Origin of the sequence: Gilliamella sp. wkB18 (assembly GCF_001690875.1) — a bacterium.
In the GTDB taxonomy this organism is placed as follows: Bacteria; Pseudomonadota; Gammaproteobacteria; order Enterobacterales; family Orbaceae; genus Gilliamella; species Gilliamella apicola_A.
The window spans coordinates 47,903-73,886 of record NZ_LZHM01000040.1 but is presented as its reverse complement, the minus strand read 5'-3'; the positions used below and the strand labels follow the sequence as shown (position 1 = coordinate 73,886).

Here is a 25,984-nt window from a genome sequence, read left to right as displayed (position 1 = left end):
TCAGCAAAAAGCTTACACAGACGAGGAAATAGCGGAGCGTTGGGTTGGTGATATCAAAACTGCGGAGCGGTGTGTCAATCGCTACGCTAATGGTTTTCATTTGCCTCAACCTGTTTTTGATGCTGTTACTTCGATTACGTTTAATTGCGGTTGTTCAAACATGCGGAAATCAACAATGTATAAACATTTGAACAACGGTGATTATAAAGCAGCTTGTAATGAGTTTCCGAAATGGAATAAAGCAGGCGGTAAAGTACTGAATGGCTTAGTAATCAGGCGAGAAAAGGAGAAAGCGTTATGTCTATCTTATGCTTCATCATTGCTTCAATAATGGCTGTTAATGATGTCAACGGTTGGGGTTGGTTTTTATTTGTGTCGTTATTATTGAGTGATTCATCATGTTCAAATTGTCTAAAGTAAATATAGCGAACACGGCATTAATCATTATAGGCTTTGTCTTTACTATCTATTTCGGTTACAACAATTATCAAGAGAAGAAACAGCTACAAAAAGATAAAGCTGAACTGTTCGGAAAAATCGAACAGTTAGAGCAGAATATCGCTAAAAACAATCAAATTATAACGCAACGAGAGCGAGAGAAAGCTCAAGACGCTATGTCAATTAAACAACTTCAAGAGCAAATAAAAGATGCACTTAAAAATAATCAATGTGCTAATGATTTTATGCCTAGCAACGTGTCTGACTGGATGCGGAGCGGTAAAAACTGAGTACGTTTATCAATGCAATATTCCTGCATCACTAACACAGCCAAATAACGAGCCTCATATTGATAAACGAATCACTTGGGGACAATGTCCAGTTTTGTACACTGAATTATTGAACGAACTTAGGCAGTGTAATAGCGATAAAAAGGCGATAAGGGAAATTAATAAATAACTATTCACTTTTACCGCATAAACTATAAAAATTCTCGGGCAGTTATAAAAAATAACTGCATATTTAATCAAACCACTTAATTGCGGTTTTTTTATATCTGAAATTTGCCATCACACGGCAATTAACAACAAGAGCCACTTAGGAATGAGTTTTAGAGGGAGCCAGATGGTTTTCATGGTTACCTCTCTGAACTGGTTCCCTGTGTGACTAAAACTCATTTCTAATGGAGAACACCATGAATATTATTAAATTTGATTTTAACGGTCATCAAGTTGGTTTTAACGATGATGGTTGGATTAACGCTACAGAAGCTGCGTCAAAATTTGGCAGAAGACCAAATGATTGGCTAAATCTTCCTGATACTGTTAATTATATCAATGCGTTAGAATCTAGATACCAGAAAATCCCGTATGTAAAAACTAGCAGAGCAAGAAAGGATCGTGGTGGTGGTACTTGGATTCATCCTAAATTAGCCGTTCGATTTGCTCGGTGGCTGTCTGTGGATTTTGAAATATGGTGTGATGAGCAAATAGATAAACTCATTCGCTCTCAATCAATAACGTACACAGACGAACAAGTATTAGCAATACTAACTCATAAAGAGCCACAAACATGGGAAAAACGATTTCAACGGCCTTTTTATCAAGCATTATCCAAAATGACTAATCTACCGTTCAATAACCATATTGGTGGTTGCCCGTCATTGTTCGGAATGATAACCCAAAAGTGGGTTTATGGTGTCGTACTACCTAAAAAGGTTTATCAGAGCATCAAAGAGCGCACGAAGAAAAGCGACAAAATCCATCAATTTTTAAAACCAGAAGCTTTGAAAGCAGTAGAAGACCAGTTAATAGCAATAACAACAATTGCAAAAGGTTGTGTTGATTATAAGGATTTTGAGGCTCGATGCTCAACAATATTTAATACAAAAGGTCAGATTAAATTTATATTAGCTGCATAACGGTAACTATCATGGATAATAATAAAAACCCTATTTTTTACGCTCGCATTGTTAGCATCTCATATGTAGAACATCTAATTAGAATAAATGGCGATAATATTTTCAAACATCATCTAGGAAACTTGGAATTAGAACCCGACAGCCTAGCGTCCTTCTTGGAGGGATTCTATGAACGAGAGCTTTCAGAATTTGAACGCATGTGTATGTATGGTTCGATGATTGATATGAATAAAACAAAAGAGGGCTGTTCATTAAAAATCGGCACTACCTTTTATTTAAATCAATCTGGCATAGATAAATTAAACAATCTAATGAGCAGTTTCATTTTAATGAAATCAGAAGAGAAAGAAACAAAATCAGCAGTTACGTATCATTAACTTCTAGGTTAATCATGTTCGCCGAGGTAAAGAGAAATGAAACAAATTCAATTATTAATTTAAGGAAAGATTATGAAAAAGCCAGACTGGGAGGCTATCGAATCGGCCTACAGGGCTGGATTACTGTCTATAAGAGAGATCGCTTCACAACACGGAATAACTCACGGCGCAATAAATAAAAGAGCAAAGCGTGATGGGTGGGAAAGAGATTTAAGCTCAAAAATAAAAAACAAAGCAGATTCATTGGTATCCAAAAAAGAGGTATCCACTCAGGTATCCAGTGAAAAGGCACTTAACGAGCGGATACTAATTGAAGCTAACGCCGAAGTAATAGCCAATATCCGAATGGAACACCGAGGCGATATTCGTAAAGCTCGTAATATTACCAACGCCTTATTTGAAGAGCTTGGCGCTGAATGTGCTGATATAGAGGCATTCAAAAAACTTGGTGAGTTATTAGCAAATCCAGACCAAAACGGTAGGGACAAACTCAATGAAGTTTATATGTCCGTCATATCAATGCCAGAAAGAGTGAAATCAATGAAAGCATTAAGTGAAACACTTAAAAACTTAATCACTTTAGAGCGACAAGCTTACAGCATAGATGACATACCAAAGGACAACTCGATTAATCAGCTATCTGACTTAATGGATAAATTATCACAGGAGGGGTAATGTTATCTCCTGAACATTTAAGAAAACTCAGCAATAAACTTTGGCGTTTAAATAATCTCTACCGAATCACAGATAAAACAGGTAAACAAATTCGTTTCACAATGACACCTGAGCAGCTTGAATACTTCGAAGGTATGCACACTCGAAATATCATCCTAAAGGCTCGTCAATTAGGATTTACTACCGAGGTGTGCATTATTCAGCTAGACGCGGCATTATTTGAATCAGCCAAGTGTGCGTTGATTGCTCATACTCTAAATGATGCTAAACGATTATTTAGAGAAAAAGTAAAATATGCGTATGACAGGTTGCCAGAAGAAATAAAGCAAGCGAATCCTGCTAGTAATGATGCCGCAGGTGAGTTGGTCTTTAAAAAAGGCGGTTCGCTTTATGTATCAACTTCATTCCGTGGCGGTACATTGCGTTACTTGCATGTTTCTGAGTTCGGTAAAATTTGTGCTAAGTTTCCTGATAAAGCCAAGGAAATCGTCACAGGTGCGTTCGAAGCTGTTGCTACAGGCTGTTTCATTACTATCGAAAGCACAGCGGAGGGTAAAAGTGGTTATTTTTATGATTACTGCAATACAGCTGAAAAAGCTCATATTCAAGGTAAGCCTTTATCATCACTAGACTGGAAATTTTTCTTCTTTTCTTGGTGGAAGAATCCACTTTATGCGATAGCGCCAGTTGAACCGATACCAACTCGATTAAAAGAGTATTTTAGCGAAATAAAAACTAAGCATGGTATCGACTTAACCGAACAACAAAAAGCTTGGTATCACGCTAAAGAGAAAACGCTTGGCGATGATATGAAGCGTGAATATCCATCTATTCCAAGTGAAGCCTTTGAGCAATCAATCGAGGGTGCTTACTATGCAAGGCAATTCAGAGAACTATACAAAGAAAAACGCATTACCACGCTACCAGATAATCGCCATCTACCAGTTTATACCTATTGGGACTTGGGTATTGGTGATTCAACCGCTATTTGGTTTGTGCGCAAAGTGGGTGAAGAATTTCACATCATTGACTACTACGAAAATAGTGGCGAGGGTCTCAGGCACTACATGAAGGTCCTGAAAGATAAAGCCCAAAAGCTTGGTTATGAATATGCTGAGCACTGGGCACCGCATGATATTGATAATCGTGAATTATCGGGTGATGGTAAGAGCCGTAAACAAATAGCAAAAGAAGGCTATGAAATTGACGGTGAGAAATACAGCATTAAGTTTAATGTAGCCCCAAGGTTAAGTGTTGATGATGGCATCGAATCAGTTCGTGAAATTCTTCCTCTTTGTGCATTTGATTCAAGCAAATGCGAACAAGGTATTGCTAATTTAGAAGCCTATCGAAAAGCGTGGGATGATAAAAACGGCTGTTGGCGAGATAAACCGCTACATGACCATACATCACACGGCGCGGATGCGTTTAGATATTTTGCTGTGGCTAATCGAAATGCACGCAGACAAGCTTTTACAATTCAAATGGAAACAACATTCTAATGAATCATGACATTACTTTTATTCGACCTGAGCACAAACAAGCATCTATTAACTGGGAAAAAATGCGGGATGTTTGTGCTGGCGCTGAAATAATTAAATCAAAAGGTAATCAGTATTTACCTTATTTAGATCCCACAGATAAGAGTGAACGTAATAAAAAACGCAATCAAGATTATATTGCAAGGGCGGTTTTTTATAGTATTACTGGTCACACAAAAATTGGTTTAATTGGTATGGCTTTCCGCAAAGATCCAACAATTAGCATCCCTAACAAGTTGGAATATCTCAAAACTAATGCAGATGGTGCGGGAACAAGTATTTACCAACAGTCACAATCAACGCTTGAATCAGTATTAGAAGTTGGCCGTCATGGTCTGTATGTTGATTATTCCTCAGATTCTAATGAGGCTATGATTTTATCGTATAAAGCAGAAGATATTATTAACTGGCGAACACAACGAATTAACGGCAAAGATAAGCTAGTTTTAGTTGTTCTTCGGGAAGTAGTTGAAGTCTCTGATGGATATGGTTTTAAAGATATCACTCAATACAGAGAGTTAGGCATTGAAGAAGGCAAGTTTATCTGTAAGGTTTGGCGTCGTACAGGTGAAAATAACAGTGGACCTTATGAAATTGATTCTATTTATGAGCCAAAACCAAAAAATGAAGATCATTGGCATGAAATTCCATTTACATTTGTAGGCGCTCAAAACAATGACCCAACAATTGATGATTCTCCTTTATCTTCATTAGTTGAAATTAATTTAGGACACTATCGTAATAGTGCTGATTATGAAGATAGTTTATTCTTTTGTGGGCAGGTTCAGCCTGCAATCATCGGATTAGACACAGAATGGCGAGATTTCTTGGAAAAGAATGGTGTCAAGATTGGATCTCGTACCCCATTATTACTTCCTCAGGGTGGTAATTTTGTTTACGCTCAAGCTCAACCCAACACTTTAGCTAAAGAGGGTATGGACGATAAGCGCAATTATATGGTGGCACTAGGCGCTAGGTTAATAGAACAAAACTCATCAGCTAAAACCGCAACACAAGCTAATGGTGATCAAACAGCATCAACATCCGTACTCGGTATATGTTGCTCTAACGTGTCGGAGGCTTACACGATAGCACTTAAATGGTGTGCTCATTATCTTGGGATAGTGGTTGATGACATTGTCTGTTCTATCAATCAAGAGTTTATTTCTAAGATTGCTGATGCCGGCATGATTACCGCTATTGTTAGCTCATGGCAATCAGGCGCAATCAGGGATGAGGATATGATACGTGCAATGCAAAAAATAGATATCATTGACCCAAGCGCAGATCCTGAAACCGTCAAGCAGGAGCTAAAAGACGCAGATCCTCGGTTGCTAGGTAATTTATGACAATTAACAAAAAACTACGAGATGAAGCAATCTCTCACCGCGTTAATCTAGTTGGTTATGAACATTACTTAATAAGAGAATCGCTTAAACTACTAAACGTCGTTGATAAACAGTTAACAGCCCAACTATATATTGCGTTAGATGATTTATCTTCTAGCGAATTTAAAATATCACGACTTGAATCAATGCTCAGTAGTGTTAAGTCATTAAATTCATTTTCTGATTATCTCTTTGGTGAATTAAATGCATTTAGTGAATATGAGAGTAATTATCAATATTCACTGTTTGAATCGTTATTACCCGATATTGTTAAAGCTAAGTACCCTTTAATGCAGATATCGCCGAATCAGTTATTTGCGGCGGTAAAAGCAAAACCATTTCAAGGGCGATTATTATCTGAATGGGTAAGTAATATCGAAGATGACAGGCTTAAGCGTGTTACCAATGCCGTTAGAACTGGTTATGCAACTGGTGAAACCACTGAACAGATTATTAGGAGAGTGAGAGGCACTAAAAAGAACAATTATAAAGATGGTGTTTTAGAAACTAGTAAGAGAAACGTATCATCATTAATTCGCTCAGCTGTATCTCACACAGCCGCCGTTTCTCGTGATGAGTTCGGAAAGGCTAATAGCGATTTAATAAAAGGCAAGCAATGGTTATCTACGCTTGATACTAGTACTACGCCGATGTGTATTATTCGTGATTTAAAACAGTATACATTAGATAACCAGCCTATTGGTCATGACATTCCATACGGTGACGGACCGGGTAAATTACATTTTTGTTGTCGGTCTGTTGAAACGTTTATACTAAAAAGTTATCGTGAACTAGGGATCGACATTGATGAGGTGCCAACAGGCACAAGAGCATCAATGGATGGTCAAGTTCCAGCCAAAACCTCTTATCTTGATTGGCTAAAAACACAATCACAGGAGAGGCAAGAGCAAATATTAGGGGTAGAAAGAGCGAGGTTATTACGAAATGGAGAAATTGAGCCAGAAAAGTTTTTCACTCGCGATGGACACTTATTAACAATTGACGAATTAAACAACCAACTTAGTGGTCAACTTTCAAATTTAAGAACAGTTGAAGATGTTGAAAATTGGATGCAAAGAAAAAGCATAGCTGCTAATGTTAAATTTCCGAAAGATACATCTCTCGAAAGCGCTAAAGGTGTTGCTGAAATATCAGAAGATATTATTAAAAGGTTCAATTTATCAAAACTCTCATGGTTAGGGACAAAAGATAAATTTTCGGAAACTGCGGCTGGTGCTTATAATTTATCTCAAAACTCAATTCACATGGCGCAATGGATGTTAGACCCAAGCGAATGGGAGGCAATTGCAGAAAACGCCGCCATGCTAGGGTTTAAAGATATGGCCATTTATGAAATTGATTTATCTCCAGATAAAAAACAGCTAGCACGGATAATTGCTAACTTGGATGTTTTACCTTACTCATCAGTTCAAAGCATAAAAGGAACAATAGCACATGAATTTGGGCACTATCTATATTATCAAGATGAGAAGTATTTATCTAAAATCACTCAAATTGCATATAATGACAAATGGGCGCATGTGCTAAGTTATTATTCTTCTGATTCAAATGAAGAGCTTTTTTCTGAAAGCTTTGCTTTGTATATGCTTGGCGATACTGAATCGAGAAAGAGAATTCATCCTTTAATACTAGAATGGTTAATAAAACATGACAAACGATAATCTAAGAAAGGTCCACGCTTTAATTCAAAAACAGCCGTGGGATGATGATATCTTAGTGGAGATACAAAAGTTAATTGATAACGAGCCAAATTTAGCCATTAAACGTATGATGGCTATGAGTATGAGTGCAGTTACCAATAAAATGGAAAACAGCAAAACAATAGATAAATAAATATTTATTAACATCTACAAGGTCGCTATATGCGGCCTTTTTTATTTTCAGAGCAAAGCTCAAATCCTGAGGGGAAATTATGTTATTTAGAGAAATTAACCGAAAGTTTTATTCAGAAGCACAAGAGGGCGGCGATGCTGGTGGTGGTGCAACAATCACCCCAGAAGTGCAAGCCTTAATAGATAAAGCAGTTGCTGAAAACACGCAAGGCTTAAAAAATAAAAATAATGAATTATTAGGTAAGCAAAAGGCATTATCTGAAAAACTAAAGCAGTTTGAAGGGATTGATCCTGACGCCGTCAAAACAATCTTACAGCGATTTTCAGATGATGAAGAAGCAAAACTTATTTCAGCAGGGAAAATCGATGAGGTATTAAACAAACGCACAGAGCGGTTTAGAAGCGAGTTTGATAAAAAACTTAAAGCTGAACAAGAGCGAGCTGATAGCGCACAAAAGAAAGCCGAAAAGTATAGCAGTATTGTGCTTAGCAACAAAATGACTAATGCGGCATTGAAAGCAGGAGCGTTACCAGAAGCATTAGAAGATATTAGTTTACGTGCCAAAGGTATGTTTATTTTAAGTGATGACGGTGAGGCTGTCGCAGTAGGACAAGATGGCGAACCTTTACTTGGTAAAGACGGTAAAACTCCGTTAACACCTCAAGAGTGGGTGGAATCATTAAAAGATAATGCTCCACACTTATTTCCAAGAGCCGAAGGCACTGGAGGCGGAGGTCATAAGGCAGGCGGTTCCAATTTAGTTCGTTCAAAAATGACCAGTACGGAAAAACACAACTACATCCAGAAATATGGTCAACAAGCATATTTAAAATTACCAAAAGATTAAGAGGAAGTTAAATAATGGCAACAACAGTAAATACAGATTTAATCATTTACAACGATTTAGCACAAACCGCATTTTTAGAGCGACGCCAAGATAACTTGGATGTATTTAATGCGGCATCTAATGGTGCAATTCTTATCGACAATGAATTAATTGAAGGAGATTTTCGTAAACGAGCATTTTATAAGGTTAACGGCTCTATTGACCCTCGTGATATTAATTCGGTTGATCCTGTTACAGGTAAAAAAATCGGTGCAGGCGAAGCTGTGGGCGTCAAAGTGCCATGGAAATATGGACCCTATGAAACAACAGAAGAAGCATTTAAACGCCGTGGGCGTGATATTTCTGAATTTTCAGAGGTGATCGGCGTTGATGTGGCAGATGCAACATTAGAGGGCTACGTTAAATATGCCATCAATTCTCTAATGGCTGCTATTGGTGCTAACACTGACATGACAGTAACCGCAGATATCGCGACCGATGGGAAGAAAACATTAACTAAAGGATTACGCAAATACGGCGACAAATTCAATCGTGTTGCTTTATTTGTTATGCATTCTACAACCTACTTTGACATTGTAGATCAGGCAATGGATAACAAGCTATACGAAGAAGCTGGTGTTGTGGTTTATGGTGGCCAACCGGGAACATTAGGCAAACCTGTATTAGTTACAGATTCTGCGCCAGTTGATGCGATTTTAGGTTTAGTTGCAAGTGCTGTAAAAATCACTGAGTCACAAGCTCCGGGCTTCCGTTCTTATGACATCAATACGCAAGAGAACCTAGCAATCGGATATCGTGCAGAGGGTACAGTTAACATTGACTTACTCGGTTATAGTTGGGATACATCAAAAGGCGCTAACCCAGATTTAGCCAAGCTAAGCAATCAAGTTAACTGGAAAAAACACTTTGACAGCAATAAATCTACCGCTGGCGTTTTAATCAAACTAGGAGCGCCAAACGTTAACAGCAGATCTGCCAAAGGAAATAATTAAAACAAAGGGCTTTACGCCCTTTTTTATGGAGCAATGAATGATTAATGCCGATCCTAATTCTAGCAACTTTAACAGTTATGCAAGCATTGATGATTTAGAGCATTTTGCTAACGCAAGAGATATAAGTTTACCTGACAATAAAGAATCATTGCTCATTAAAGCAATGGACTATTTGAATGGATTAAATTGGGCGGGTAAGAAAGCCAAACAAAGCCAAACTTTACCATTTCCTAGAAAGAATATTGTTTTGGATGGCTATTTATTACCTAGCAATGAGATCCCAACTCCACTAATAACAGCTCAATGCATGTTAGCTATTGAAGCTATTTCGGGTGATTTATTACCTAGTGTGCGTGAGGCTCCAGTAAAGTCGGAGTCTATAGCTGGTGCGTTAACAGTCGCTTATGCGGTCGATGAATCTGGCTTTAAACCGCAGTATACGGCTGTTATGTCAATATTGGGCGATTTGGTTGTTAGCAGTGGGTTCTCAATAAATTGTATTGCCGAGAGGTCGTGATGGTGAACTTTTATGAACGTTCATTTAATACAGCCTTGAAGCTCCTTTCAAAATATGGCATGAAATATTCCGTATTAAGGAAGGGTAAGGTATCGATTGTTAACGGTAAAGAAGTTATTACCGAAAATCAGACCTTTACTACAACAGGCATAAAAACCAATTATAACCCTATTGAGATTGACGGAACAGTTATTCAGTCGGGAGATGTTCAAATGGTTTTTTCTGCTGATGTTGAGCTGAAAATCAATGATATTGTAACCATTGACGGTGAAAAATACCTGATTAAACAGCCTAATCCCGTAAAACCTGCTGATGTTCTCATATGCTACAAAGCACAGTTGAGGAAAGCGTAAATGTCAAATAGCCAAAACTTTCTATCGTCTATCAATGCGTTTGTAGATAAAGCGAAAGCAAAAAATGAGCTTGTAGTTAAAAAGGCCTGTATCGAAATATTGCAAGATATTATCAGAATGTCGCCAGTGGGTAACCCTGAATTGTGGGCGATTAATCAAACCGCTGTAGCATATAACATTGCTGTTTCTGACTATAATTCATCTTTGCGAGATAATCCTGACAATCTAACGAAAAATGGGCGACTAAAGAAAGGGTTGAAAGTTAATGACTCCATGGACATCAAGAAAAGAGCGAATTATTCTGGTGGACGGTTTCGTGGTAATTGGCAAGTTACCTTTAATGTGCCTGCATCTGTTGAACTAGATAGAATTGATCCATCAGGAATGGACACGTTAAAAGATGGTATCGAGCAGATTGGGCGGTATACAAATGGTGTTCAGTCAATCTACTTTACTAACAACCTACCTTACAGTGTGAGATTAGAGTTTGGACACTCTAAACAAGCGCCTAACGGTATTGTCAGGGTCGCCGCACTAAATGCTCAAGTTCATTTTGAAAATGCCGCAAAAGGAGGTTAATAATTGATTTCGACAATTTCAGAATTGCTCGAATCGCATCTAGATATTATTGCCAACCAACTAGGTTTACCAATCATTTATGAAAACATTGAAGCAACACCTAATGACGAAATATACTTGAAATCCAACATATTGCCAGCAATCACAACCAGCTTTGATTTGGGCGGTAATTCACGGATTTACAAAGGAGTTTATCAAGTTAGCGTAGTAGCTCCAATTAACACTGGTAAATCACGCTCTCAGCAAATATCAGAAGCGATTATTAAGCATTTCAAACTCAATACAGAGTTAACCAAAGATAATTTTTCACTTTACATCAACTCAATACCAAGCGTTTATCCAGCTATCACGGATAAAACCACTTACACCATACCAATTAGCATGAATTACCGTGCTGATACATTAATTTAATTAGGAGTTTTACTATGGGTTTTGCATTACCTAACGGCGCACGTGTTTACGTGCAAAAATCAAAAGGCGAGGCTTTAGCATTTGAAACTATTACAAACGCCAAAGAAGCGGTTGTTACATTGAAAGCGAATCACGGGCTTGTGGTCGGTGATGAGGTTCTAATTGCTTCGGATTGGACAAAATTAAATAATGCGGTTGCTAAAGTATCGAAAGTTAATAATTTAGAGGTCATTCTTGGCAATATTAATACGACAAATGTCAGCGCATTTCCTGCTGATGAGGGCGTCGGAACATTAACTAAAATTACAGCTTGGGAAAGATTGCCACAGGTAAAAGAAGTTGCTACTGAGGGCGGTGAACAACAATTTGTTCAAATTCAATTTTTGGATGATGATACAGAACGACAATTACCAACCATTAAATCAGCAAAAAGCAAAAGCTTTACTATTGCTCATGACAGCTCTTTGCCGATCTATCCGCTATTGCAGGAATTAGATCAGACGAACGATGTGGTAGCAATGAAAATGTATGTACCGAAAGCAAAAGAAACTCGCTATGACGCTGTACGTGTGTCATTTGACCCAGCACCTGAAACAGCTATTAACGAAATTGAAACTGTAAAAATCAATACAACAGTCGAATCACCAGCAATCACATTTTACAAAGATAAATAAGGATAACTAAATGGCAAAATTTAAATTAGTCGCAGAACCAACGTTTAAATGTAATGTTTTAATTCCTCGAGCAGGTCAAGAGGACGGGCAAATCGAACTCACTTTTAAACATTACTCAGCAGATAAGCTCGCTAAACTTGAAGATGAAGTTAAAGATAAACAAATCGTCGATCTTGTCATGAAAATAGTTCAAGGCTGGAGCTTGGATGAAGAATTTAATCAAGAAAACATGCAAATCTTATTAAATAACTATCCTGCTGCTTGGCGTGCGATAACCGATACATACTATAAAGAAATGTTAGGTCAGCGCGAAAAAAACTAATTGAACTTGCCATTGCTCTATATACCCCCGAGCCGTCAAAAGATGAACTGGCGGCATTCGGTCTAACCGAAGATGATTACGCTGATGAGTATGTAGAAATATGGCAAGACAATTTAGATGTTTTTAAGCTATTTAAAGCAATGTCCACCCAATGGCGTACAAGCATGGGTGGCGTTACAGGGCTTGATTACAATTGCTTACCATGGGTTATGAAAGTTAACAACATAGCTGAAAACGAGACTATTTTTAATGATATTCAAATAATGGAAAGTGAAGCCCTGAAATTAATGCACAAATCCAAATAATTATTAGTTTAAAGGGTAACATTTGAAAAGTCACCCATCAGTCAAACCACCTTCGGGTGGTTTTTTAATGTCTGGAGAAAACTATGGCAGAAGAAATTACATCACTACAACTTAAAATTGATGTACAAAGCGTTGATGAAGCCAATAAAAAGCTAGACGTTTTTAGCAAGAAGGCAGAAGAAGCGGCATCGGCTACTGACGACTTGACAGAGGCAAAAAAACGCGGCTTAAAAGTAACCGATGAAGAACTGAGGGATTTTGAACGAGTTTATCAAAATGCGGTAAAAGGCGCAAAAGTATCACGAATTAAAGCCGAACAAGAAAGAAAGCTTATCGCAACCAGAAAGCAACTTGCGGCGTCTAGCGATAAATTATATGCCGGTTTTAGAAATCAGCTTGATAGTTTGAAAGACGTTAATACTGCATCAAAAGAATTGGAAAAAATAAGTAGCAGCGTCAGCAAAGCGTTCAGAAACAACGAGCTTGACCTTGGTAACTACACGCAATTACTACGAGATGTTGCAACAAAGCAAAGAGAAGTGACGACCGCTGAAAATATCGCAACAAAAGCGAAAACTGATTTTTTAAACAAATTAAAAGCACAAGTAGCAACTCAAAATTTATCTAAAGAGCAGTTATTGCGATATCAAGCTGCACAGCTCGGGGTTAGCTCATCCGCTGATGTTTATATTCGAAAATTAAGACAAGCAGCAACAGAGACACGCTCTTTTGGACATGTTACAAGAACAGCGACAAATCAAGCGGCTAAAATGCAAATGCAACTGATGAGTGGTAATTTCTCAGGGATGAACTCGCTTGGCATGTCAATGATCATGAAAAATGGCATAGGCAATACTTTTAGTACCCTGTTAACCTCGTTAAACCCTGTAAATATCGGTATTTCTGCTATGGTTGGCTTGCTCGGTAGCATGATACCAAAGCTTTTTGAAACCGAAAGCGCTACTGATAAATTAGCAGCAGCGCAAGACCGTTTAAATAGAGTATTGAATACAGATAAGAATACAGGTTTTACTTTCTTGTCTGACGATATGATGCAGTTACTTAAGAAAAATAGGCCGTTAGTTCAAGCAGCATTGAAATCTAGTGAAAAAGACTTAAAGACAACTATTTCAAATATCAAGAAAGAGTTGACATCGGGTATATCTTCAATGCAAAAAGCAAGCAAAGAATATGCTGATCTTCGTAGAACTGGTGGTGCGTCTGCATTAGAAGAAGTGTTAAAAAACATTAATAAAATTAAATCAGCCGGCAGAGATTTAAATGAAGAGCTTAAATATAATGATCAGGCGATTATTGGTGGCATTAACACAAAAATAGCGCGTTTTGCAGAGTATTTAAATATTACACAAGAGCAGTCAAAGAGCATATTAACGCAACTTTCTGATATTGATGCTGAAACAGACTCAATTAAAGCAGAGGAAAAAATAAGCAATTTAATAAATGAGTTGAGCAAGCTGTACATCACATCAGACAATAGCTCGGACAAATTTAAATCTTTGATTGACGGACTTGTTAAAATAGCAAACAAAGCAAGCGATGCCGCGTTTAAAGTCAGTTTCTTAAAAACATTAACTGACGTAGATAAAGCTGTAGACCCTAAAAAAAGCCCTTTTTATCAGTACTCTCAAATGATATTAACCAGAGGTCAACGCGTAACATCTGAAATTGCTGAAATGAACAGGAAGGCTGATGAAGCTAACAAAATATACAAGAAAGGGCAAGATGGTTATGTAACTGATGAAATGAGAAGATTGGCAGCAGCAAAAATAAGAGAACAAAATTCAGAAAAAGGAACTTCAGCAACTAATCTTTTACGCACATCACAACAGCAAGAAATCAGCTTAAAAAATCAACTTCAAGCATTGCGTGAGCAAGGCTCAACAGTTAGTGCTATAACATCCGAGCGCAAAAAGTACTTTGATTTACAAGCTCAGATTCAAACGCTAGAAAGTACTGGCAATAAATCAAGAATGTCAGCGCATGAAAAGTATGTGCTTGCGCATAAAGATGCTTTGCTTGCTCAGTTTGCTAAAAATGCTGCTATTAGTGAAGAAATTGCACAATACGAAACAGCGACTAAAGCGCTTCAAAAAATGCAAGAGTACACTACAAACTTATCTGCAAAATCTAAAGCTAGTGAAGCTACTTTTGGCATGACGTCAAAAAATGCGAATCGCTACAATGAAATGTCAGAGCTTGACGCTCAGCGTGATATTGCTTTAAAAGGTACGACAAATCCGAATGAAATAGCAAAAATCACCGAGGAATATAACAAGGCAAAACAAGCGCTACAACAAAGCTGGCAGCAGGAAGACATTAATCAAACTGATTGGTTTGCAGGGCTAAAAGTGGGTATTAATGAATTTTCAGAGGCTTCACGAAACATGTTTGATGCGTTTCGTGATTTAGGACAACAAACCATGAGTTCTGTTAGTCACTCATTAACTGAATTTGTTACAACTGGGAAAATGAGCTTTAAAAGTCTTACTAAGTCAATTCTCACCAACATTATTGAAATTATCAATAAGTTGCTAGTTGCTCAAGCAATACAGTCATCAATGAAATGGTTTGGAATGGCTAGCGCTGGTGCTGGTGCAGCAACGGGAGGGCTACAGCAAGCTTATAACGGTGGATTGATTCGAGGTTACGCAACTGGTGGGGATGTTAGATACAGCATTAACTCGTGCGGTTTTACAGGGCGAGGCAATAAGTATGAGCCTGCAGGTATTGTTCATAAAGGCGAATTCGTATTTACCAAAGAAGCGACAAAGCGTTTAGGCGTTGGCAATCTTTATGCATTAATGAACGACGCTCAAAGAGGATACGCAAGTGGTGGTGCAGTTAATCTTGGTCATGCCTCACCAATTGCTTTTACTCGTAAATCAAGCGGTTCATCTAACGCCGTAAACGTTACAGCTAACGTAACAGTGAATATGCCGTCTACCAACAATGATACGTCAGGCGTTAAAAGTGGTATTGATGCTCAATCAGCTCAAAAACAGATTGGCGCAGTCATTCAAAAAGAGATGAATGAAATGTTTAAAAAATCTGTTTCTCCTGGTGGAGAGTTATATAACATAATTAAAACAATGAGGTAATATGGCAATAGATATATTTAAATGGAAAACAATGGGCAATCCGAAACACGCCGATTCATCAAATATTAATGAGGCTGGATTTGGCGACGGATATGTCCAGTTATCCAGTAATGGTATTAATAATGCCAGTGAATCGTGGGACTTAACTTATACAGGATGTGTCAACGAAATAAAAGAAGTTCGTGATTTTTTGAACACGCATATTATAAAGTCGTTTAAGTGGAAAAATCCTTATGGCGAAGAAAAATTATATCGAGTTGTTAATAAATCAATCGAATCCGAATTTGTTGGCGGCAGAGTTGTTTCACTATCATTCAAATTTATTCAAGCTTATTCACCTTGATTAAAAACTGGTCAGTAAAGGCATTGATTTTATCAAAGTTTTTCTGATGTTTTTTGAGGGTGAACTCAACAACCCTTTTTTTAATCGCTTTTTTAATTCATTGAAAAATATAGATTAATTTAAGAGCTAGAAAAAAGGGTTATTTTGTGGAAATTGGTTAAATTTTAGTTAAAACAAAAGGCTATGTTTGATATAATCTAGTTCACCGCCGAGTAGGCGGCTTAGAAAAGTCATCAGCTGTATTCACAATACTAGTAAATGTTCACCGCCGAGTAGGCGGTTTTTTATTGCTCTTAACATAATGATCAAATAATATTAACGTAAAATTTAATATAAAATAGGATTATTATATGTCTAGCATTGAAGAAGATTTGCTTGAAGAGTGTTATTTTCCTAGTTCAATAGAAATAACGGAAGAAATTCCTAAGGGGATAAAGCTTGAAATAAAAAAAATTCAAGACAGGCAAAAATTAATGATTCGCCAAAAGTCTGCTTGTGATGTAAATCTGAGTGAACCTTATGAAATTTTTAACAATGTAGAAGATAATTATATTGATAGATTGTGCATTCTGTTAATAAGAGCATTTAATTGTGATTGTCACATTATTATGTCCAAAATAAAGCAGATCAATATACATGTCTTGGGTGAAATGATAGAAAAATCGTTTTATGAATTAAATGGATTGGGAGAGTTTAAACGAAACCTTTTTAGTGTATCTATTTCGTTTGAGTATTTTAATTTGAAATTAGATGAATTGGTTTTGTACTACAACTATTTAAACCCAGACCATAAAATAGACAATTTGATCGATCTTTAAATTATATTGAAAATGAGTATCGTATGAAAAAAATTTTATGTTATTTAACATTGATGTTAAGTTTTATTTCGTTTGTTTCGTCTGCATCAATTAAAAAAGAAAAGTATAATCCAGAAGGTAAAGAGTTGTTCACCTTCAATGAATATTCTTCTGCTGCTATTGAGTTAAATCATTATGATTTTTTGTATTCCTCTCCGAATGAGTATTCGGGCTTTTACCCATCCTATAAAAAATATAAAGGAATGGAAGCTTATTGGGATAAAGATGTTAAAGTTGGGCGTGATGTTTATAAGAAATTAATTTTAAAAAATAGCGAGGTTCTTTATATCTCTGACTTCAAAACTTATAACCAACTAGAAACCAAAAAAAACTATGAAAAACGGTTAAGTGAAATAGAAAAGTTGAAACAATTTACATTTCCTAACATTGATGAATTATCAGTTACAAAAGTAGTAACAGAACCAAAAGATGTATATATAATTACTTTTTCAAATGGTTTAAAGCTATATAATGAGCAGTTAGACGGACTTTCACTGTTGTCTAAAAAAATAACGGATGCAAATGATTTTCGTCAGTTGATTGATATTATTAATACAAAAAATATATATTTTACATATGACCCAATTGATAATTTAGCTAAAATTAAGCTAGATAGTGGTTCATTGAAAATGTATCTATCTGTTTATCAAGAAAAAGTATATTTAACAATAGTTAGAGCTATTTTTTATAGCTATGACGGAATTATGGCCCAAAATTTTAAAATATATCAAAACGGCAATAAGTACAATTCTCATAATGATCTTACCTTTGACAGGGAAAGCGGTAGTGATATTTATGAATGGTATGACTTTATATTAAATAATGAATTTATTTCATACATTAACTCACTTGATGATTCGCAAGATGCCATTATTAGATTTTATGGTATAAAAAGGAATAATGATGAAAATATAGATTCAAAATCTATTGCTAAAATGAAAAAAATAATCACTTTAAATGAAATGTTATCTAAATATTTAGTACTTGCTATCGATAATAAGGATATTAAGTAAATTATGATTATGTCATGTAATAAAAATCAAAAAATTATTAATTGATATTGACTACCAAAGAATTTAATCAAACCCTCTAAGAGGGTTTTTTATTATTTAAAATAAGGTAAATACATGAAAGTTTTTTCCATAGTTTTTCATGATAAAAATGGCGTAATATTTGCTACAGATCGGCATGAAGATTGTTGGATAAGGTTATTTGGGAAGAATTATGGTCGTTTAACAAAAGTTAGAGACCATAATGAGTTTATTAAGACGGGAAGCATGATGAAATTAGTTGAATTACGTCAGGAGTCCGAGATAGACCCAAGTCTAATAGTTTCAATACCAAGTGTTTTGTGGCGTCTACAGGAAGCTCTTTCAACTTACCAAGATATGTCTTCTTCTCAGTCTCAGTTAATGAAGATTGCTTGATAATATCTTCCAGTTTTTCTAATGTTTCATTGTGAATTTTAATAGTTGTAACATTAAGTATTGAAGATAGACCGCCGTCATCACGGATAAAATCTATGCCTTTTGTTGTTATTATTAAAGCCGAATCGTTAACATGATATCCATCAGATGTTTGATAAATAGAGTTTTCAGATATTAATCTATGATCAATTAGATATTTAAGATTGGCAATAATATTATTATCATCCCCAAATTTATTTAAAATGAACATGCACTTTTCTTCTTCTAAAGAGTAGGGAAATACATCATATAATGATGTTAGCAATTCATTTTGTATTTCTCTTGGAAATTTGTCCATCATGATTCCTATATAGGTTAGGGGTTATTTTTTAGTTTGATTTTTTTGTAATTCTTCTTGGGCAAGATGGTTGGGTATAACCACTCTAAATATATAAGTTTGAATATCCATATTAAGCTTATTAGCTTGCTCCATCATTAAATCGTATTTTTCTTTTGGTAAATTTAAGTAGACACCAATTTCTTCTTTTCCTTTATCTACATCAGATAAATCTGTTTCTTCTCCGTATGCCAACCAAGAAAAAGGTACGCCTAAATGATTCGCTAGTTTTGAAATTATATTTGCTCTTGGTTTATTTTTACCTGCTTCATACCTAGATATTTGGGCAGCAGCAATACCAGTTCGTTTGGATAAGTCTTCTTGAGAATATTCAAGTTGAGCTCTTCTTTGTATTAATCGTTTTGCAAAAGTGTCATTATTTATCATAAATAGTATTGAAATGTATTGACATGGTTAATTATTAGAATTAGTATACTATACATTCCATGACACTTTAAGACATTTAATTATTAATTATGAAAACAAGAAAAAGTATATCTTTAATTAGAGATCATGTTGGACTAGATAAAAAATTAAAATCTAAATTATCTATATTTAAAAATGGCTGTCATGAGTGGAATGGAGCTAAAAATTATGATGGCTATGGAATGATTTGGTTTGAAGGATATTCTTGGGCTACTCATAGAGTTGCTTATGAATTAGCTTATGGTGCTATACCTCAAAATAGCAAAAATTTTTGGGTATTGCACACGTGTGATAATCCGTCGTGCTGTAATCCTGAACATTTATATGTTGGTTCTCCGTCTGACAACGCAAAAGATTGTGCCGAAAGATGTAGAAAAAGTGTAGGTTGGCGTTTGTGGGCTAGTCAAGATCCTAATTTTGACCCAAAGAGAAAAGTAGGGACTGTTTATTATGAATACAGAAACGAAATAAAAACTTTACATGAATGGGCTGAACTTTTTGGTATCAATGCGAGAACTTTAGATCAGCGATTTGCAGCAGGATGGAGAGAGGAAGACATTCCTACACCTGCTAATAAATATAAAAGACATTTATCAACAGACTGTACTACTCACTATAGAAGGTTTTCAGGTATAGCAGAAGTAAATCAATATTTAGCAAATAAGGAGAAAAAATTGAAAGAAAATAAAGTACCAGTATCAGCTAGAATTCCAGATTGGATGAAATCTATTCTTGAGAATTCAGCTATTAAAAATGATAGAAATTTTAGTTTAGAACTAATTAACAGAGTAAAGCAGTCATTAACAGAGGAGGAAAAGAAAATTGCAAACATCTAGAAAAGCAAAAACCCCAACATCGGCAAATGTTGAGGTTCAATCATTAATCCCAAACCAAATAGGAATCAAATCTATGAAAAATGATATAACTTTAGTTAATAAAAGTCAATTGACAATGTCTAGTCGTGAGATAGCCTCTTTAACAAATAAGAGACATGATCATATATGTCGAGATATTCGGGCTATTTTAGTGGCGTTACTTGGTGGTAAAGATGGTGATTATATCCGTAACCCAAATTTGGGTTACCTTACAAATCAACATGTTAGCTGTGATCAGTATGATTTTAAAAATCCTAATGCGTGGGAATATCATATATCGAGACGGTACACGGAAATATTAATTACGGGTTATGATATTAAACGTCGAACAGCAGTTATTGATCGCCTTTATCAACTAGAAGAAGCTAACAAGCAATCTCAACTAAAACTTCCAACAACAAAAGAGCTTGCACTAATGGTTATTCAAGCCGAAGAAGAAAATGAAAGGCTGATGATAGAAAATAAGACGCTAGGATCTCAACTTGAAGAAATGAAGCCAACCGTTGCTGCCTTTGATCGCATTGCGACTAAAGCAGAAGGTAGCATGTGTATTACTGATACTGCCAAGCATTTACAAGTTCAACCAAGAAAATTCTTTCAAGAATTAAACTCAATGGGTTGGATTTACAAAAGAACAGGCAGTCATCATTGGCTTGGATATCAAGATAAGGTTAAGCAAGGGCTGTTAGAGCATAAGATTACAACAGTCTCAAGAAGTGACGGCAGTGAAAAGATAGTAGAGCAGGTGCTAGTTACTCCAAAAGGGTTAGCGAAACTATCACAAATTTTATCACAAGAAATCGCAGCTTAACCAATTAACAACAAATTATAAGCCCCCAAAGAGGGGCAATTACGAGGATATAGCATGTCAAATCAATTAATGTTTAATGATTCACCAGTACAATTAGTCAATCATAATAATCAAATTTGGATTACATCAGCAGAACTGGCTAAGGCTTTACAATATTCAAATAGTAAAGCTGTAACAATGATTTATAATAAGTATTCTGATGAATTTACATCTTGTATGTCTCAGGTACTCGAAATAAGTACCTCAGGAAATTACATGAAAAAGGTACGAATTTTCTCACTTAGAGGTTGTCACTTAGTAGCAATGTTTTCTAGAACGCCAATCGCAAAAGAATTCAGAAAATGGGTTCTTGATATTTTGGATAAAGAAACACATCAGCAAACTTTCTCCCCAACCATAGCCCATATACCACATCAAGGGCGTTGGGTAGTCCGATATATTGAAGACAAAGTAGAAGTTAAAAATATTGATGGTAAAGTTTGCATTGATAATACGTTGTTTCTTCAACTTCAAAAAGATTCAGTTTATTATCGAAATAAATTGATTGAGTTGAATGATAAATTAAAACAATTTACTACACTAACAAATAATTTCATGGAAAGAACAAAAATCACAAGTGGTGAGTGTAGCGCATCACTTTTTTCAGTGCCGCTTAAATTGATTATCTAAATTAAAACTCAAATTCAAATCAATGCTTATAATTGTAGCTGGGTCCCGCCTTTTATGGCGGGGAATATGTCTAGTTTTTAATAATACACAGATTGCCGTTTAAATATATTAAGGTTATCATGAATATAAACTTAAACAATGAAGATATTGATATAATGAAAACCAACTTTGCTAGAATTGCATCGTATTTTTATAAAGGGGTTACCGTTAATGATGCTTTAAGAGAAGCAATTATGAACTCCATACAAGCTAACGCCACCAATATTTGTATTGATTTTCAATTTGCTTACGAAAAAACACTAGATGGAGAAGAATCAAATCTTGGTAATTTAAATAAATTAATTATAGAAGATAATGGCGATGGATTAACTAGACAAAATATTGATGCTTTCCTTGAGGTGGCAACTGAACACAAAAAAAATATTGGCGGAAAAGGGCTTGGGCGCATTTCTTTTTTAAACTTAGCGTCAACAGTTAAAGTTGAAAGCGTTTCAAATGAAAAGAAAAGTGTAGAATTTGATTTTACATTTAAAACAGATGAGAATGATATCAAAATATCTAATTGTAATGATGAACAGCATTCTTACACAAAAATATATTTAAGTGATTTAAATTTAAAGCATCCGAAAACGCAAGTTGTTTCTTGTGTTAATTTTGTAAAAGAAAAATTTAATTTGATGCTTTTTCTAAAACAACAAGAAACCCAAAAAAAGATTTCTATTAAGTTTTTAGTCAATGGAAGATTGTTTGATGAGGTAAGAAGCAATGATATTTGTTGTTTCAAAACAATCAATCATATAAATAATAACTGTGAGTTTTTAATATATGCTTTTAAGAACAAAGAAAAGCAGGGGGTACGTATATATTATTGTGCTAATAATATTCAAGTAAAACCAGTAGTGATATCTGAAACTTTTCATACAGAATATGTATTTGCTATTACATCAAATTTTTTTGATGAAAAGGCTAATGCAGAAAGAACGCAAATTGATTTTCAATCTAATGATAAGTTAGCTCAAGTAGATATGTTATTAGCTACCCCTAATAACAATTTTGAAAAAGAGTTGAAAGATATATGCCTTGACGTTATTCATAATTGCGAGCCTAACATCAAAGAAGATAATCAAAAAAGGCTTGGCAAACTAGAAGAAAAATATGGCTATATAAATTTTAATGATATTGATGTTAATAGTTTGGAGTTTAATGAAAAAAACATCATTGATTCCTATAGAAATAGAATAAATCAAAAAGAAGATAGACTAGCTATGTTACTCGATAAACCTGATATTTCCGCTGATGAATTGGTTTGTGAAGTGATTGAGCAAAATAAACATGAACTTGCAAAATATATCTTTCATAGGGATTTAGTTGCGAAAAAAGGGTTATCTTTAACTAATTCAAACGAAAATGAAGATGTTTTACATAACTTATTTTTTCCACAAAAAACTAGTGTTGTGGTTGATGATAAAACCGAAAATAATAAAAATCACTTATATCAAAGTTGTGTATGGCTTTTGGACGATAAATTTATGTCTTATACATACACAGCATCAGATATAACAATAAAAAAAATCAATACAGAAATAGGTAGTAATGATTTTGATTGTACATCAGAAAAAAGACCTGATTTATTTATTTTGTATAATAGCCCTGAAGAAAGCGAGTTGCTTAAAGACGTTGTCTTGATTGAGTTTAAGAAAGGTAATATTGATTATAAAGAAAAAACTTCTGCAATCGATCAAGTTGATGAATATAAAGAAAAACTCAAAAAAATTGTAAGTAATATAAATAACTTTTATTGTTATATTATCTGTGATTTTAAGGCTGATGACGTAGATATTGAAAGAGTTATGACTAATAGAGCATTTACGAAAGTTTTTAGTAATAACGGATGTATGTATTATGGTTATTTACCAGGTTCAAAGACACATGTAACTTTTGTTTCATCAAACAGTATTTTTGCGGATGCTGTTGCGAGAAATAAAACATTTTTAAATATCTTAAAAGGTAAAAATAATAACTGAAACTAAATTAGTTTTGACACTAAAACAAAGATTACGGACAAATATACGAACAAACCACCTTCGGGTGGTTTTTATTATCAGTTATCTTCATAATGAAGACGACTTAAAGCTAACATGTTGATTTGTAAGGTAACCCAAATTTGGGTTACGAGCGGCGTGTAACAGTCAAATATATAGCACCTATTAATTTTTTGTAATTAGTATAAATTTTCTTTACTCTTTACCTTATGGTATTTATAATCAACTTAAGGTTGAGCTCTCATTTGTTATCAGTTTTTTATGTGAAACTTTTAATGAATGTTAGTGTTCTTCGGTGTAGTTGCTCTGTGCAAATAAACAGGTGATTGTAAATGTGTGGTCAAGAAGGAAAACAACGATTCCTCTGGTGTGATAAAATAACAATTAAGGGCATCGCTGTTTTTATGTCATTATTAGTTGCTTTAATTATTAGTCTTACTGTTTCTTATCTTGTAATTTTTAATATTAATGAAAATGTACATAAGTCGTTATATGAATTATATATGGTGTATATTGTGGCGGGTTTTCTATCAACATGGTTAATTATATTGGCTGTATTGAGATATACTTTATCTAAAAGACATTGTTCATAGGGAGGGTGTATGGCTTATTCTACAATTGCTGTAGCAAATACAATATTAGAGCTTGCAGAAAAAAAGAACATTAAAATTTCTCCAATGAAAATGCAGAAATTAATTTATTATGCTCAGGCTTGGTATTATTATTTAAATAATGAACCTCTTATTGATGAACATTTTTCTCGCTGGCAATACGGACCAGTTATTCCTTCTTTATATCATGAATTAAAGTACTATGGGGCAAATGATATTACTTCTAAAATAGTTAACTTCGAGTTTGGATATGATGATGGGGTTGTTGTTGAGCCTATAATTAAAGATAAATTGATCGGTAGGCATTTAGATAAAATTCTAGAAGTATATGGTTCATATTCAGCACAGGAATTATCAAATATGACTCATCAAGAAGGAACTGCATGGGCACTTAAGGGTGCAGATGGTTCAGTTATTACTTTAGATGAAATGAAACGAGAAACTGTGTGACTTATGAGTAAAGCTTCTCTTGAAAAGATAAAAGTTAAATTTCCTCCAGAAACTGAGCAGAATATTAGTGGTAGTGTAGATAAACCACCTAAATCAAATGACTCAGATTTAGACGCTGAAGAGAAAAGAGTAAGAGTATCTATAAAGCAAGAACAATTTGAAAGAGAAAAGGCTGATCGTCAACTTAGAGACAAATATTCATTCAAGGCATTTAAGGTAGTAAAAAAATCACTGTGGGGATGGGCTATATTACTTTTTGTTTATGGGGTTGTTAAATTCTTAACTAGGCATGAAAACGGAGGGTTTGAGATTTTTTCAGATCAGGTTTTAATTGCAATTACAAGTGCGACAACATTAAATATATTTGCAGCGTTCTTGAGTTTAATTAGAGGTTTGTTTCCCTCCATAAAAAAAGAGAAAGAGAAAGAGAAAAAGAAAAAGAAAGAGAAAGAGAAATAATTTATATTGAAGATTTAACAAAATAATACTAATTCATTTATTGAAAACCTAAAGCTCGCAGTTGCGGGCTTTTTTTATATCTGGAGGAAATATGACGATAACCCAAGATTTGCAATCTCTTGAGGGGAATCAGCTTATACAGCTAATAGAGGTGGATGGAACTAAGTTTGGGCTTGACGAAGTACTGAGATTTCATGCCCATAACATTTCACCTGATGGGTGGGCGTCATTTGCCGCTGAGAATTTACCATCAATAAAATGGCAAGGTAAAGAATATTTACCGTATCCATATGAACTAAAAGATATTGAATTGAGCAGCACTGGCTCACAACCAACACCAAGACTATCCGTCGGCAATATAGACGGCCGAGTAACTCGGCTTTGTCTTGATTATGATGATTTGGTTCAGGCAAAAGTTAAGATCCATACAACAATGGCTAAGTATCTTGATGCGGATAATTGGCTTAATGGAAATCCTACCGCTGACCCAACCCAAGAACGAGTTCAATTATTTTTTATCAATAACAAGCGAGAAGAAACAAAAGCGACCGTTGAGTTTGAGCTGTGTTCGCCTTTTGACATACAAAATCTTAAATTACCCACACGGCAAATAACAACGGTTTGCACTTGGTGTATGCGTGGGTGGTATAGAACGGGTACAGGGTGTGATTATGCCGGGAATAAATATTTCACTAAGGACGGTATAGCAACGGATGATCCTGCTAAAGATCAATGCGGCGGATTATTAAAGGATTGTAAAGCTCGCCATGGCAACAATCCCCTCCCTTTTGGTGGTTTCCCTGCGGCGAATTTACAAGGTAAATGA

Annotated in this window: 31 protein-coding genes and 1 pseudogene; 30 read left to right on the top strand and 2 right to left on the bottom strand. The window is 35.2% G+C overall.

Annotated elements, in window-relative coordinates; genetic code table 11:
- From A9G48_RS03720 to A9G48_RS03615, 23 genes and pseudogenes are all read left to right on the top strand, one after another.
- On the top strand, positions 1-331 hold a 331-nt coding region (locus A9G48_RS03720; RefSeq protein WP_141672952.1), incomplete at its 5' end, for a lysozyme.
- 67 nt (positions 332-398) lie between these two features.
- The gene (locus A9G48_RS03715) at positions 399-728 is read left to right on the top strand and encodes a DUF2570 domain-containing protein (RefSeq protein WP_034945264.1); all 330 of its coding nucleotides are present in this window, start codon (positions 399-401) and stop codon (positions 726-728) included.
- Positions 649-897, top strand: a complete 249-nt coding sequence (gene lysC, locus A9G48_RS12130; protein WP_442903332.1) for an Rz1-like lysis system protein LysC — start codon at positions 649-651, stop codon at positions 895-897. The genes A9G48_RS03715 and lysC overlap by 80 nt, the downstream gene beginning before the upstream one ends.
- A gap of 235 nt (positions 898-1,132) precedes the next feature.
- On the top strand, positions 1,133-1,858 hold the full coding sequence (locus tag A9G48_RS03710) for a KilA-N domain-containing protein (protein ID WP_034945265.1): 726 nt from the start codon (positions 1,133-1,135) through the stop codon (positions 1,856-1,858).
- A gap of 11 nt (positions 1,859-1,869) precedes the next feature.
- Positions 1,870-2,235 carry a hypothetical protein gene (locus A9G48_RS03705; RefSeq protein WP_034945268.1) on the top strand — a complete coding sequence of 122 codons (366 nt, stop codon included), beginning with the start codon at positions 1,870-1,872 and terminating at the stop codon, positions 2,233-2,235.
- A 72-nt stretch (positions 2,236-2,307) separates the two neighbouring features.
- Entirely contained in the window at positions 2,308-2,910 is a 603-nt protein-coding gene (locus A9G48_RS03700) for a hypothetical protein (RefSeq protein WP_034945270.1), read from the top strand.
- A complete protein-coding gene (locus A9G48_RS03695) occupies positions 2,910-4,412 on the top strand; it encodes a hypothetical protein (RefSeq protein WP_034945272.1) in 1,503 nt (500 codons plus the stop codon). The genes A9G48_RS03700 and A9G48_RS03695 overlap by 1 nt, the downstream gene beginning before the upstream one ends.
- Positions 4,412-5,800, top strand: coding sequence for a DUF4055 domain-containing protein (locus tag A9G48_RS03690; protein ID WP_034945275.1), 1,389 nt, complete (start codon positions 4,412-4,414; stop codon positions 5,798-5,800). The genes A9G48_RS03695 and A9G48_RS03690 overlap by 1 nt, the downstream gene beginning before the upstream one ends.
- Positions 5,797-6,858, top strand: a pseudogene (locus A9G48_RS12125) (hypothetical protein); the annotation flags it as partial. The gene A9G48_RS03690 and the pseudogene A9G48_RS12125, both read left to right, overlap by 4 nt.
- A gap of 649 nt (positions 6,859-7,507) precedes the next feature.
- Positions 7,508-7,693: a hypothetical protein gene (locus A9G48_RS03680; RefSeq protein ID WP_034910077.1), complete on the top strand. Its 186-nt coding sequence runs from the start codon at positions 7,508-7,510 to the stop codon at positions 7,691-7,693.
- A 79-nt stretch (positions 7,694-7,772) separates the two neighbouring features.
- Complete coding sequence (locus A9G48_RS03675; RefSeq protein ID WP_034910070.1) at positions 7,773-8,540, top strand: hypothetical protein; 768 nt, start codon at positions 7,773-7,775, stop codon at positions 8,538-8,540.
- A gap of 14 nt (positions 8,541-8,554) precedes the next feature.
- Complete coding sequence (locus tag A9G48_RS03670; protein WP_034945279.1) at positions 8,555-9,532, top strand: major capsid protein; 978 nt, start codon at positions 8,555-8,557, stop codon at positions 9,530-9,532.
- A 37-nt stretch (positions 9,533-9,569) separates the two neighbouring features.
- Positions 9,570-10,049 carry a DnaT-like ssDNA-binding protein gene (locus A9G48_RS03665; RefSeq protein ID WP_034945282.1) on the top strand — a complete coding sequence of 160 codons (480 nt, stop codon included), beginning with the start codon at positions 9,570-9,572 and terminating at the stop codon, positions 10,047-10,049.
- Positions 10,049-10,402 (top strand): hypothetical protein, encoded by a 354-nt coding sequence (locus A9G48_RS03660; protein WP_034945285.1) that lies wholly within the window; start codon positions 10,049-10,051, stop codon positions 10,400-10,402. Before A9G48_RS03665 ends, A9G48_RS03660 begins: the two co-directional genes overlap by 1 nt.
- Positions 10,403-10,981, top strand: a complete 579-nt coding sequence (locus tag A9G48_RS03655) for a hypothetical protein (protein WP_034945288.1) — start codon at positions 10,403-10,405, stop codon at positions 10,979-10,981.
- A 3-nt stretch (positions 10,982-10,984) separates the two neighbouring features.
- Positions 10,985-11,392, top strand: coding sequence for a phage tail terminator-like protein (locus A9G48_RS03650; RefSeq protein WP_051634131.1), 408 nt, complete (start codon positions 10,985-10,987; stop codon positions 11,390-11,392).
- Positions 11,393-11,406: 14 nt separating this feature from the next.
- Positions 11,407-12,066 carry a phage tail protein gene (locus A9G48_RS03645; RefSeq protein ID WP_065575799.1) on the top strand — a complete coding sequence of 220 codons (660 nt, stop codon included), beginning with the start codon at positions 11,407-11,409 and terminating at the stop codon, positions 12,064-12,066.
- Positions 12,067-12,076: 10 nt separating this feature from the next.
- Positions 12,077-12,388 carry a phage tail assembly chaperone gene (locus tag A9G48_RS03640; protein WP_034910063.1) on the top strand — a complete coding sequence of 104 codons (312 nt, stop codon included), beginning with the start codon at positions 12,077-12,079 and terminating at the stop codon, positions 12,386-12,388.
- Positions 12,388-12,693 carry a DUF1799 domain-containing protein gene (locus A9G48_RS03635; RefSeq protein ID WP_034910062.1) on the top strand — a complete coding sequence of 102 codons (306 nt, stop codon included), beginning with the start codon at positions 12,388-12,390 and terminating at the stop codon, positions 12,691-12,693. The genes A9G48_RS03640 and A9G48_RS03635 overlap by 1 nt, the downstream gene beginning before the upstream one ends.
- Before the next feature lie 83 nt (positions 12,694-12,776).
- Positions 12,777-15,812: a phage tail tape measure protein gene (locus tag A9G48_RS03630; RefSeq protein WP_034945295.1), complete on the top strand. Its 3,036-nt coding sequence runs from the start codon at positions 12,777-12,779 to the stop codon at positions 15,810-15,812.
- Between the two features lies 1 nt (position 15,813).
- Complete coding sequence (locus tag A9G48_RS03625; protein ID WP_065575797.1) at positions 15,814-16,155, top strand: phage tail protein; 342 nt, start codon at positions 15,814-15,816, stop codon at positions 16,153-16,155.
- A 350-nt stretch (positions 16,156-16,505) separates the two neighbouring features.
- Positions 16,506-16,973: a DUF4041 domain-containing protein gene (locus tag A9G48_RS03620; protein WP_065575796.1), complete on the top strand. Its 468-nt coding sequence runs from the start codon at positions 16,506-16,508 to the stop codon at positions 16,971-16,973.
- Positions 16,974-16,996: 23 nt separating this feature from the next.
- Positions 16,997-18,025, top strand: a complete 1,029-nt coding sequence (locus tag A9G48_RS03615) for a hypothetical protein (RefSeq protein WP_065575795.1) — start codon at positions 16,997-16,999, stop codon at positions 18,023-18,025.
- A 250-nt stretch (positions 18,026-18,275) separates the two neighbouring features.
- Here A9G48_RS03615 and A9G48_RS03610 read toward each other — a convergent pair whose 3' ends face one another.
- The gene (locus A9G48_RS03610) at positions 18,276-18,776 is read right to left on the bottom strand and encodes a hypothetical protein (RefSeq protein ID WP_081299233.1); all 501 of its coding nucleotides are present in this window, start codon (positions 18,774-18,776) and stop codon (positions 18,276-18,278) included.
- Between the two features lie 24 nt (positions 18,777-18,800).
- Complete coding sequence (locus A9G48_RS03605; protein WP_065575793.1) at positions 18,801-19,202, bottom strand: helix-turn-helix domain-containing protein; 402 nt, start codon at positions 19,200-19,202, stop codon at positions 18,801-18,803.
- Between the two features lie 89 nt (positions 19,203-19,291).
- Here A9G48_RS03605 and A9G48_RS03600 point away from each other — a divergent pair, with 89 nt between their 5' ends.
- The 7 genes from A9G48_RS03600 to A9G48_RS03565 all read left to right on the top strand — a co-directional run bounded on the left by A9G48_RS03600 (position 19,292) and on the right by A9G48_RS03565 (position 25,984).
- The gene (locus tag A9G48_RS03600) at positions 19,292-20,077 is read left to right on the top strand and encodes an HNH endonuclease signature motif containing protein (protein ID WP_065575792.1); all 786 of its coding nucleotides are present in this window, start codon (positions 19,292-19,294) and stop codon (positions 20,075-20,077) included.
- Positions 20,064-20,927, top strand: a complete 864-nt coding sequence (locus A9G48_RS03595; RefSeq protein ID WP_081299232.1) for a phage antirepressor KilAC domain-containing protein — start codon at positions 20,064-20,066, stop codon at positions 20,925-20,927. The genes A9G48_RS03600 and A9G48_RS03595 overlap by 14 nt, the downstream gene beginning before the upstream one ends.
- Positions 20,928-20,981: 54 nt before the next feature.
- Positions 20,982-21,596 carry a BRO-N domain-containing protein gene (locus A9G48_RS03590; RefSeq protein WP_051825170.1) on the top strand — a complete coding sequence of 205 codons (615 nt, stop codon included), beginning with the start codon at positions 20,982-20,984 and terminating at the stop codon, positions 21,594-21,596.
- Positions 21,597-21,715: 119 nt separating this feature from the next.
- Positions 21,716-23,620, top strand: a complete 1,905-nt coding sequence (locus tag A9G48_RS03585) for an ATP-binding protein (protein ID WP_034945307.1) — start codon at positions 21,716-21,718, stop codon at positions 23,618-23,620.
- 620 nt (positions 23,621-24,240) lie between these two features.
- Positions 24,241-24,699: a Panacea domain-containing protein gene (locus A9G48_RS03575; RefSeq protein WP_034945313.1), complete on the top strand. Its 459-nt coding sequence runs from the start codon at positions 24,241-24,243 to the stop codon at positions 24,697-24,699.
- 3 nt (positions 24,700-24,702) lie between these two features.
- Positions 24,703-25,158 (top strand): hypothetical protein, encoded by a 456-nt coding sequence (locus A9G48_RS03570; RefSeq protein WP_065575791.1) that lies wholly within the window; start codon positions 24,703-24,705, stop codon positions 25,156-25,158.
- Between the two features lie 91 nt (positions 25,159-25,249).
- A complete protein-coding gene (locus tag A9G48_RS03565) occupies positions 25,250-25,984 on the top strand; it encodes a phage minor tail protein L (protein ID WP_034945316.1) in 735 nt (244 codons plus the stop codon).